10 protein-coding genes are annotated in these 10,203 nt (G+C 67.1%); 7 read left to right on the forward strand and 3 right to left on the reverse strand.

The features are described 5' to 3' along the window. Positions 1 to 260 precede the first annotated feature (260 nt). A complete protein-coding gene (gene gap / locus IE100_RS06180; RefSeq protein WP_189373233.1) occupies positions 261 to 1,271 on the reverse strand; it encodes a type I glyceraldehyde-3-phosphate dehydrogenase in 1,011 nt (336 codons plus the stop codon). A gap of 213 nt (positions 1,272 to 1,484) precedes the next feature. Between gap and IE100_RS06185 the strand changes: the two genes are divergently transcribed. The 3 genes from IE100_RS06185 to IE100_RS06195 all read left to right on the forward strand — a co-directional run bounded on the left by IE100_RS06185 (position 1,485) and on the right by IE100_RS06195 (position 3,432). Beyond that, a complete protein-coding gene (locus tag IE100_RS06185; protein ID WP_229800258.1) occupies positions 1,485 to 2,135 on the forward strand; it encodes an MBL fold metallo-hydrolase in 651 nt (216 codons plus the stop codon). Further along, entirely contained in the window at positions 2,135 to 2,458 is a 324-nt protein-coding gene (locus tag IE100_RS06190) for an MGMT family protein (RefSeq protein WP_189373234.1), read from the forward strand. The genes IE100_RS06185 and IE100_RS06190 overlap by 1 nt, the downstream gene beginning before the upstream one ends. 203 nt (positions 2,459 to 2,661) lie before the next feature. After that, a complete protein-coding gene (locus IE100_RS06195; protein WP_189373235.1) occupies positions 2,662 to 3,432 on the forward strand; it encodes a DeoR/GlpR family DNA-binding transcription regulator in 771 nt (256 codons plus the stop codon). A 72-nt stretch (positions 3,433 to 3,504) separates the two neighbouring features. On the opposite strand, the gene kynU is transcribed toward IE100_RS06195, so the two are convergent. After that, positions 3,505 to 4,755 (reverse strand): kynureninase, encoded by a 1,251-nt coding sequence (gene kynU / locus IE100_RS06200; protein ID WP_189373236.1) that lies wholly within the window; start codon positions 4,753 to 4,755, stop codon positions 3,505 to 3,507. Between the two features lie 158 nt (positions 4,756 to 4,913). On the opposite strand from kynU, the gene IE100_RS06205 reads away from it, so the two are divergent. The 3 genes from IE100_RS06205 to IE100_RS06215 all read left to right on the forward strand — a co-directional run bounded on the left by IE100_RS06205 (position 4,914) and on the right by IE100_RS06215 (position 8,131). Continuing rightward, complete coding sequence (locus tag IE100_RS06205; protein WP_189373237.1) at positions 4,914 to 5,405, forward strand: Lrp/AsnC family transcriptional regulator; 492 nt, start codon at positions 4,914 to 4,916, stop codon at positions 5,403 to 5,405. A gap of 105 nt (positions 5,406 to 5,510) precedes the next feature. After that, the gene (locus tag IE100_RS06210) at positions 5,511 to 7,400 is read left to right on the forward strand and encodes a ribonuclease catalytic domain-containing protein (protein WP_189373238.1); all 1,890 of its coding nucleotides are present in this window, start codon (positions 5,511 to 5,513) and stop codon (positions 7,398 to 7,400) included. A 179-nt stretch (positions 7,401 to 7,579) separates the two neighbouring features. Next, on the forward strand, positions 7,580 to 8,131 hold the full coding sequence (locus IE100_RS06215) for a methylated-DNA--[protein]-cysteine S-methyltransferase (RefSeq protein ID WP_189373239.1): 552 nt from the start codon (positions 7,580 to 7,582) through the stop codon (positions 8,129 to 8,131). Between the two features lie 110 nt (positions 8,132 to 8,241). Here the strand turns inward: IE100_RS06215 and alaC are convergent, their stop codons facing one another. Beyond that, positions 8,242 to 9,450, reverse strand: a complete 1,209-nt coding sequence (alaC, locus tag IE100_RS06220; protein WP_189373240.1) for an alanine transaminase — start codon at positions 9,448 to 9,450, stop codon at positions 8,242 to 8,244. 264 nt (positions 9,451 to 9,714) lie between these two features. On the opposite strand from alaC, the gene IE100_RS06225 reads away from it, so the two are divergent. Next, positions 9,715 to 10,197 carry a hypothetical protein gene (locus IE100_RS06225; protein ID WP_189373241.1) on the forward strand — a complete coding sequence of 161 codons (483 nt, stop codon included), beginning with the start codon at positions 9,715 to 9,717 and terminating at the stop codon, positions 10,195 to 10,197. Positions 10,198 to 10,203 lie beyond the last annotated feature (6 nt).

Below are 10,203 nucleotides of genomic sequence, written 5' to 3' on the forward strand. Positions count from 1 at the left end.
TACCTCCTTGGACGAACATCACGACGTGGAAAAGCGCAAGTTCCGGCACCGTACGCGGTGCGGCCGGCCTGGCCGGGCAGGCGGTGCAGGGTCATGGCTGGTGCCGTACGGGCCGTGCCGGCGGCGGAAGCTTCCGCACCGGCAGGTTTGAGCATAGACGTAAAAAAGCCTGCCCGATGACGGGCAGGCAAACGATTTATGCACGAAGAAGCAACAGAACCAAAGAGCGAGGCGCCCGTCTCCACACGGGCGCCGGGGAATTACTTGGCGGCAGCCCAGGCGCGTGCGGTGTCCAGCATGCGGTTGGAGAAGCCCCACTCGTTGTCGTACCAGGACAGCACCTTCACCTGGCGGCCTTCGATCACGCGGGTCAGCGAGGCATCGAACACGCTGGACGCCGGGTTGTGCATGAAGTCGATGGACACCAGCGGCAGGGTGTTCACCGCCAGCACGCCCTTCAGCGCGCCACCCGCGGCGGCGGTGACGATCTCGTTCACCTCGGCCACGCTGGTGTCACGCTGGGCGGTGAAGGTCAGGTCCACCAGCGACACGTTGGCGGTCGGCACGCGCACGGCGAAGCCGTCCAGCTTGCCTTTCAGCTCCGGCAGTACCAGGCCCACCGCGGCGGCGGCACCGGTCTTGGTCGGGATCATCGACAGCGCGGCGGAACGGGCACGGCGCAGGTCGCTGTGTTCGGTATCCAGCAGCACCTGGTCGTTGGTGTAGGAGTGCACGGTGGTCATCAGGCCGTGGGCGACGCCGATGGCGTCGTTCAGCGGCTTCACCAGCGGCGCCAGGCAGTTGGTGGTGCAAGAGGCGTTGGAGACGATGCTCATCTCGCTGCGCAGGGTGTCGTGGTTGACGCCGTAGACGATGGTGGCGTCGGCGTCGTCGGCCGGCGCGGAGATCAGCACCTTCTTGGCGCCGGCTTGCAGGTGCAGGCCGGCCTTGTCGCGCTTGGTGAAGATGCCGGTGCATTCCAGCACGATGTCCACGCCCATCTCGCCCCACGGCAGCTCGGCCGGGTTGCGGACCGACAAGAGCTGGATCGGTTTGCCGTTGATCACCAGCTTGTCGCCGGCCAGTTCCACGCTGCCCGGGAACGGGCCGTGGATGGAGTCGTACTTGGTCAGGTGGGCGTGCAGTTCCGGATTGCCCAGATCGTTGATGGCAACGATTTCAATATCCTGCTCGGCGAAGCGTTCCTGCCAGGCACGCAGTACCATGCGACCGATACGGCCATAGCCGTTAATTGCCAGTTTCAGTGCCATGATGACTCCTCGTTATGTGTTTGGCCGGACGCAAGGCCGCGTCCCGATGTGTGACATCGTTGCCGCAACGGGCGATGTACTCAACCGACTACAGCGCTGTAAGGGGTGGATTACCAACACCGGGCGCAGGGGCTTGCCGGCGGCGGCAAGGTTGGCCGCACCGCCCGCCCGTGCCACAATCGCGTGACCGATTTCCTTCAAGTGATGCCTGCCATGTCCCTGCAACTGCAAGTCGTCCCGGTGACGCCGTTCCAGCAAAACTGTTCCGTGATCTGGTGCGACGTCACCCGCCGTGCCGCCGTGGTCGACGCCGGCGGCGACATCGACCGCATTCTGGCCTTCGTGCGCGAGCACGACCTGACGGTGGAAAAGCTGCTGCTCACCCACGGCCACATCGACCACGCCGGCGGCGCCCGCGCGCTGGCCGACGCGCTGGGGGTGCGGATCGAAGGCCCGCAGCGCGCGGAAAGCTTCTGGCTCGACCAGCTGCCCAGCCAGGGCACCATGTTCGGCTTTCCGCGCAGCGAGCCGCTGACGCCGGAGCGCTGGCTGGAAGAGGGCGACACGGTGACGGTGGGCGAGGAAGTGCTGGATGTGCTGCACTGTCCCGGCCACACCCCGGGTCATGTGGTGTTCGTCAGTCATGCGGCCAACCTTTGCATCGTCGGCGACGTGCTGTTCCAGGGCAGCATCGGGCGCACCGACTTCCCGATGGGCAACCACCAGCAACTGATCGACGCCATCCGCGGCAAGCTGTTCGCGCTGCCGGACGACATGGTGGTGGTGCCGGGCCATGGCCCCTTTACCACTATAGGAGAGGAGCGGCGCAGCAACCCCTTCGTTGCCGACCGCCGCTACGGCTGATGGCGCCGGAGTTCGAGCACGCGGTGCTGCGCGCGCTGCGCGACATCCCGCCGGGGAGGGTCAGCACCTACGGCACGCTGGCGGCGCTGGCCGGCTACCCGCGCCACGCGCGCCATGTCGGCGCGCTCTTGGGGCGGCTGCCGGCGGAGCTGGCGCTGCCGTGGTTCCGCGTGGTCGGCAGCGGCGGCCGCATCGCGCGGCCGGGCAGCGAGGGCGCCGACTACCAGCGCCTGCTGCTGGAGCAGGACGGCATCGAGCTGGACGGCAAGGGCCGCGTCGACCTGTTCCGCTACGGCTGGCCGCCGCAGCACTTCCTGCGCTGAGCGGCCTGCGCGCGTCATCACCAGGTGCGTCGCCCTGTGGGTGACGCACTCTGCGCCGGCCTGCGCGCCGGCGCGGAACATCCCGCCCGCCGCGACAGCGCCTTTTTATGGCAAATGGTTCGTTTGTGGCGCCGAAAAGTTGCGGTTTGTGTAGCAACTATGTTAAAGACTAAGCTGTAATTTTCGTTTACGAACTTGCTGCCATGAGCCGATCACCCAGACACGACAAGATTTTGCAGCTGGTGCGCGAAAACGGCTTTATGCCGATTGAAGAGCTCGCCCGCTTGCTGGACGTTACCCCGCAGACCATCCGCCGCGACATCAATCAGCTGTGCGAGGCCAACCTGCTGCGCCGCTATCACGGTGGCGCCGCCCTGGGCAGCAGCGTGGAGAACGAGGATTACTTCGCGCGCAAGGGCAAGCTGCAGAGCGAAAAGGCGCACATCGCCGACATGATCGCGGAAAACATCCCCGACCATGCCTCGCTGTTCATGAGCATCGGCACCACCATCGAGGCGGTGGCGCAGGCGCTGACCGGCACCCACAAGGGGCTGCGCGTGATCACCAACAACATCCACGTCGCCTCCATCATGTCCACCAACCCGGATTTCACGGTGATGATCACCTCCGGCGTGGTGCGCGCCTCCGACGGCGGCATCACCGGGGTGGCGACGCTGGACTTCATCAACCAGTTCAAGGTCGACTACGCGGTGATCGGGGTGTCGGGAATAGAGGCCGACGGCTCGCTGCTTGATTTCGACTACCGCGAAGTGCGCGTGGCGCAGGCGATGATGGCCAACGCGCGCCACCGCTTCCTCGCCGCCGACCACAGCAAGTTCGGCCGCAATGCGCTGGTGCGCATGGGCCACATCAGCGAATTCAACGCCATCTACACCGACGCGATGCCGCCGGAGAGCCTGAAGAAGCTGCTGGAGGAGCACAGCGTGCGGATGTATCTGGCCGACCCGGTGTAACACCCCGGCCACGCAGCACAGGACAGGGCACCCGCGGGTGCCCTGTTTGTTTGTACAAGGTCGGCCGCCGGCTCAGGTCACCGCGCCGCGGCGGTGGAATTGCGGCGCATCCCAGCTGCCGCTGTCGAGGATCCGCTTCAGGGTGTCGACCGCGTCCCAGACGTCGGTGTAGCCGAGGTAGAGCGGGGTGACGCCGAAGCGCAGCACTTCCGGCTCGCGGTAGTCGCCGATCACGCCGGCGGCGATCAGCGCCTGCATCACGGCAAAGCCCTGCGGGTGGCGGTAGCTGACGTGGCTGCCGCGCTGCGCGTGCTCGCGCGGGGTGATCAGCGTCAGCGGATGCTCGCCGCAGCGCTGTTCCACCAGGGCGATGAACAGGTCGGTCAGCGCCAGCGACTTGCGCCGCACCGCGTCCATGTCCGCCTGCAGCGCGACGTCCAGCCCGCACTCCAGCAGCGCCAGCGACACGATGGGCTGCGTGCCGCACAGGAAGCGGCGGATGCCGCCGGCCGGCTGGTAGTCGTTGCCCATCTCGAACGGCCGCGCGTGGCCCCACCAGCCGGACAGCGGCTGCCAGAAGCGGTCCTGGTGCCGCGGCGCCACCCAGATGAAGGCCGGTGCGCCGGGGCCGCCGTTCAGGTACTTGTAGGTGCAGCCGACGGCAAAGTCGGCGTCGGCAGCGTTCAGCGCCAGCGGCACCGCGCCGGCGGCGTGCGCCAGATCCCAGATCGTCAGCGCGCCGTGGCGGTGGGCAAGCGCGTTGGTCGCCGCCATGTCGTACATGGCACCGGTGCGGTAGTTCACGTGCGACAGCAGCAGCACGGCGACGTCGTCGCCCAGCGCCGCCTCCAGCGGCAGCGCCGCGTCGGTCAGGCGCAGCTCGTAGCCCTGCTGCAGCAGGTCGATCAGGCCCTGGGCCATGTACAGGTCGGTGGGGAAGTTGTCGCGCTCGGACACGATCACCCGCCGCGCCGGATGCGCCTGCTGCTGGATGCGCAGCGCGGCGGCCAGCGCCTTGAACAGGTTGAGCGAGGTGGTGTCGGTGACCACCACCTCGTCGGCGCCGGCGCCCAGCAGCGCCGCCAGCTTGTTGCCCAGCCGCGCGGGCAGCTCGAACCAGCCGGCGTCGTTCCAGCTGCGGATCAGACCCTGCCCCCACTGTTCGGCGATCACCTGCTGGCTGCGCGCCAGCGCGCCGTGCGGCAGCACGCCCAGCGAATTGCCGTCCAGGTAAATGGTGTCGGCCGGCAGCGCGAACTGCTGGCGGAAGCGGGCAAGCGGGTCCTGCTGGTCGGCCTGCAGGCAGGCGTTACGGCTGTGCATGGTAGGGCTCCTTGTGGCGAAAGGTTGGCCGCAACGGTGCAGCCATGAGCATAGCTTAGCAGCGTCGATCTCCAGAAAAATTGCAAATTCGCATTGTGAAAGTGCCTTGTTTCGCAGAATATTCACTTTTAAGGTGATTGTTTCGTGGAGTCTTGCAAATGCAACTGGACGCGATCGACTGGCGCATTCTGGCGGCGCTGCAGCACAACGGCCGGCTCAGCAACCAGGACCTGGCCGACCGGGTGGCGCTGTCGCCGTCGGCCTGCCTGCGCCGGGTGCGCATGCTGGAGGAGTCGGGCCTGATCCGCGGCTACCGCGCCGAGCTGGACGCGGCGCGGCTGGGCTTCGAGCTGGAGGCGATGGTGCAGGTCAGTCTGGACCGCAGCCGCGACGACTGGCACGACAGCTTCCTGCAGCAGGTGCAGGCCTTCGACGAGGTCGCCGCCGCCTACATCGTCGCCGGGCCGTGCAACTACATGCTGCACGTGCGCTGCGCCAATCTGGCGGCGTTCTCCGCCTTCGTCGTCGACAAGCTGAACAAGCTGCCGGGCATGCGCGACATCTGTTCCTATATCGTGATGCAGACCATCAAGGACCAGCTCGGCGTGCTGCCGCTGGCGGACAAGACGACGCGCGGCGGCGTGTCGTGACAAAACCCACACCGCGGTGCGATGGCACGGCGGGATGGGGGGCGCTGCTGGTATACTTTCCGGTTTCACCTACGATCCGGGGCGAGCCTGTCCCGCAGAGCCAGCATGAACGTCTTTTACGAAGAAAGCGGCAGCTTCAAGGTGGGCAGCATCGTCTCCCGCAATGACGCCAGCCTGCAAGTCGACACCCAGCACGGCAAGCGCGCCAAGATCAAGGCCGCCAACGTGTTCCTGGAGTTTTCCAGCGCGCTGCAGGACTTCCTGCCCGCGGCCGAGGCGATTGCGGCCGACATCGACGTCGACTTTCTGTGGGAATGCTGCGGCGACGACGAATTCGGCTTCGACACCCTGGCCGCCGACTACTTCGGCCACGTGCCGAGCGCGTCCGAATCGGCCGCCATCCTGATCAAGCTGTACGCGGCGCCGATGTACTTCTACAAGAAGGCCAAGGGCCGCTTCAAGTCGGCACCGGAAGAGACGCTGAAGGCGGCGCTGGCCGGCATCGAGCGCAAGAAGCGCGAACAGGAGCAGGTCGACGCCTGGGCCGCCGGGCTGGTCGCCGGCACGCTGCCGGACGCGATCCGCAGCCACCTGATGCCGCTGCTGTACCGCCCGGACAAGAACACCCTCGAATTCAAGGCCTTCGACCAGGCCAGCCGCGCCAGCGGCCTGCCGCCGCTGCGCCTGGCGCACCACGTCGGCGGCATCCCGTCGGTGCCGGACTACCTGATGGCCGGCTTCCAGCTGGAGCACTTCCCGAAAGGGCTGGGCTTCGGCAACTACGCGCCGGCCACCGTGCCGGCCGACCTGCCGCTGTCCGAGGTGGCCGCCTTCTCCATCGACGACGCCGCCACCACCGAGATCGACGACGCGCTGTCGGTGGTGTGGCTGGATAACGGCAACATCCGCGTCGGCATCCACATCGCGGCGCCGACGCTGGGCGTGGCGGTCGGTTCCGACATCGAGAAGCTGGTGCACAACCGGCTGTCCACCGTCTACTTCCCCGGCGACAAGATCACCATGCTGCCGGACGACGTGGTGCAGCAGTTCACGCTGCAGGAAGGCCAGGCCTGCCCGGCGCTGAGCCTGTACGTGGAAGTGGCGCCGGACTTCTCGCTGGTCGCCTTCGACAACCGCATCGAGCGCGTCAACATCGCGGCCAACCTGCGTCACGACCAGCTGGAGCAGGTGTTCAATGAAGAAACGTTGGCCGCAGACGGTTTCGGCCCCGACTACGCGTTCAAGCGCGAGCTGGTGTGGCTGTGGCAGTTCGCCAACGCGCGCGAGGCCTTCCGCGGCAAGACCCCGGACCCGAACCGCCCGCCGCAGGTGGACTACAACTTCAACGTGGTCGACGGCAAGGTGATCATCAGCGTGCGCAAGCGCGGCTCGCCGATGGACAAGCTGGTGTCCGAGCTGATGATCCTCGCCAACAGCGAGTGGGGCCGCATGCTGGCCGAGGCCGACATCCCGGCCATGTACCGCGCGCAGAGCATGGGCAAGGTGCGCATGACCACCCGTCCGGAGCCGCACATCGGTCTCGGCGTCGCGCAGTACGCGTGGAGCACCTCGCCGCTGCGCCGCGCGTCGGACTTCGTCAACCAGCGCCAGCTGGTGGCGATGATCCGCGGCGAGACGCCGCAATACCCGCAGGGCGACGCGATGCTGTTCGCGCTGCTGCGCGACTTCGACGCCGCCTACAGCGCCTACCTCGGCTTCCAGGACAGGATGGAGCACTTCTGGTGCCTGCGCTGGTTCAGCCAGGAAGGCATCAGTGAGCCGACCGCCAGCTACATCAAGGAAGACCTGGTGCGCATCGACGGTGTGCCGATGCGCCAGCGCATCCCCGGCCTGCCGGAGCTGGCCGCCGGCGACCGCATCAAGCTGCAGATCATCCGCATCGACGAGCTGATGCAGGAGATCGAGTTCCGCTTCATCGAGGTCGTCGAGCGCAAGCCGCAGCCGGCCGCGGTGGCGACCGAGCAACCGGCCTGACAGCAAGGCCCCGCACCGCGGGGCCTTGTTTCTGTCCGCTCGTGACCGGCCCCGCGGCCTGGCGCCGCGAACCCCCTCTGGCCCGACTTGCCGTACCATGGGTACGGCCTGCGTCGGCCGCGAGGCGCGGTTGGCGGCGCCCGGGCCACCGTTTCAGACAAGCCACCGGCATCAACACCATGCACAGCACACCACCCGCTCCCATCCTGCTCCACCGTTTCCACAGCCCGCTGGGCCCGATGTTCGTGTGCGCCAGCGAACAGGGCGTGTGCCTGCTGGAGTTTGCCGTCAGCCAGCGCAACGAGCGCGAATTCGCCGAGCTGCAGCGCCTGCTGCATACCCGCATCGTCGCCGGCGAGAACGACCACACCCGCCAGGCCGAGCGCGAGATCGGCGAGTACTTCGCCGGCACGCGCCAGCGCTTCGAGGTGGCATTGCACCTGCCCGGCACCGCCTTCCAGCGGCAGGTGTGGGACGCGCTGCAAACCATTCCCTACGGTGACACCGTCAGCTACCAGCAGCAGGCCGAGCGGCTGGGCAATGCCGCGGCCATCCGCGCGGTGGCCGGCGCCAACGGCGCCAACCGCGTGGCCATCATCGTGCCCTGCCACCGCGTGATCGGTAAGGACGGCAGCCTCACCGGCTACGGCGGCGGCCTGCAGCGCAAGGCCTGGCTGCTGCAGCACGAGCAGCGCAGCCGCTTCGGCGACACCCAGCCGCAGCTGTTCTGATGTCTGGTCTGCGGCCAACGTTGGCCGCAACAAAAAACGCCGCCCGGTGTGGGCGGCGTTTTTCATGGTCCGGTAGCCCGGATAAGCCAAAGGCGCATCCGGGGAGTCGCTCAGCCCGGCGGCAGGATGCCGTCGGCGCGGAACATGGTCTTGATGCCGCGGATCGCCTGGCGGATGCGGCTCTCGTTCTCGATCAGCGCGAAGCGCACGTACTCGTCGCCGTAGTCGCCGAAACCGACGCCCGGCGATACCGATACCTTGGCCTGGTCCAAGAGCAGGTTGGCGAAGGCCAGCGAACCCAGGCTGCGGTAGTGCTCGGGAATGCGCGCCCAGATGTACATCGACGCCTTCGGCAATTCCACCTGCCAGCCGGCCTCCATCAGGCCCTTGTACAGCACGTCGCGGCGCTTCTGGTAGGTGGCGGCGATGTCCTTCACGCACTGCTGGTCGCCCTCCAGCGCGGCGATGGCGGCGATCTGCAGCGGGGTGAAGGTGCCGTAGTCGTGGTAGCTCTTGATACGCGCCAGCGCGGCCACCAGATCGGGGTTGCCGACCATGAAGCCGATGCGCCAGCCGGCCATGTTGTAGCTCTTGGACAGGGTGAAGAACTCCACCGCGATGTCCTTGGCGCCCGGCACCTGCATGATGGACGGCGCCTTCCAGCCGTCGAACACGATGTCGGCGTAGGCGAGGTCGTGCACCACGAAGATGTCGTGCTTCCTGGCCAGCGCGATCACGCGCTCGAAGAAGTCCAGCTCCACGCACTGTGCGGTCGGGTTGGACGGGAAGCCGATCACGATCATCTTCGGCTTCGGATAGCTGCCGCGGATGGCGTTTTCCAGCTCGGCGAAGAAGTCGATGCCCGGCGCCAGCGGCACGCTGCGGATCTGCGCGCCGGCGATCACCGCGCCGTAGATGTGGATCGGGTAGCTCGGGTCCGGCACCAGCACGGTGTCGCCGCGGTCCAGCGTGGCCAGCATCAGGTGCGCCAGCCCTTCCTTGGAACCGATGGTGACGATGGCCTCGCTGTCCGGGTCGATGTCCACCTGGTAGCGCTCCCGGTACCAGCGGCTGATCGCGCGGCGCAGGCGCGGGATGCCCTTGGACGCGGAGTAGCCGTGGGTGTCGGGGCGTTGCGCGGCCTCGGTCAGCTTGGCGACGATGTGCGGCGGCGTGGCGCCGTCCGGGTTGCCCATGCTCATGTCGACGATGTCGTCGCCACGGCGGCGGGCGGCCATCTTGCGTTCGGCGGTGATGTTGAAAACGTAGGGCGGGAGGCGATCGATGCGCGCAAAGCGGCGCTTGCCAGTAGCTGACATGGGAAGTCCTTCAACGTAAGCGCCCGGATCCGTCCGAGCGACGCTCCCCCGACACAGGGGAAGGCTTATCCTAAGCGGTTGGCATGTTCCTTGTCCAGAGTCGCGGCCAAGGTTGGCCGCAGGCTTTCTTGTTCTTGGCTGGGCACGGTAAAGTCCTTCTGTTTACCCACGACAGGCAAGCCGGGCTTCTTAACGGCTTGCGGCCAACCTTGGCCGCAGCGCCACCCACGCAGAAGATAGAAACAGAGACAGAAAGGAACAATCATGCCGCCACGCACGCTGGCCGAACTGGACGCCCTGCGCGCCGAATGCAAGGCGATGGTGACCCGCCGCGCGGGCCTCTCCGCCGGCGCCGCGGTGCTGCCGGTGCCGGGGCTGGACATCGGCGCCGATGTCAGCCTGCTGCTGGAAATGATCCCGGCCATCAATCGCAAGTTCGGCCTCAGCCCGGAGCAGATCGAGGCGCTGGACCCGCAGCTGAAGAAGATCCTGCTGGTGGCCATCACCAGCATCGGCAGCGAGCTGATCGGCAAGCTGGTGACGCGCCCCCTGCTGCTGAAGCTGCTGCAGCGGGTCGGGCTGCGGCTGGCGACCAAGTCGGCGGCGAAGTTCGTGCCGCTGCTGGGGCAGGCGCTGGCGGCGTCGGTCAGCTTTGGCGCGATGAAGCTGATCGGCAACGCGCACGTGGACGACTGCTACGCCGTCGCGAGAAAGGTGCTGCTGGCGCGCGGGACGCCGGCAGCCTGAGATAAG

The organism is Vogesella alkaliphila, assembly GCF_014652475.1.
In the GTDB taxonomy this organism is placed as follows: Bacteria; Pseudomonadota; Gammaproteobacteria; order Burkholderiales; family Chromobacteriaceae; genus Vogesella; species Vogesella alkaliphila.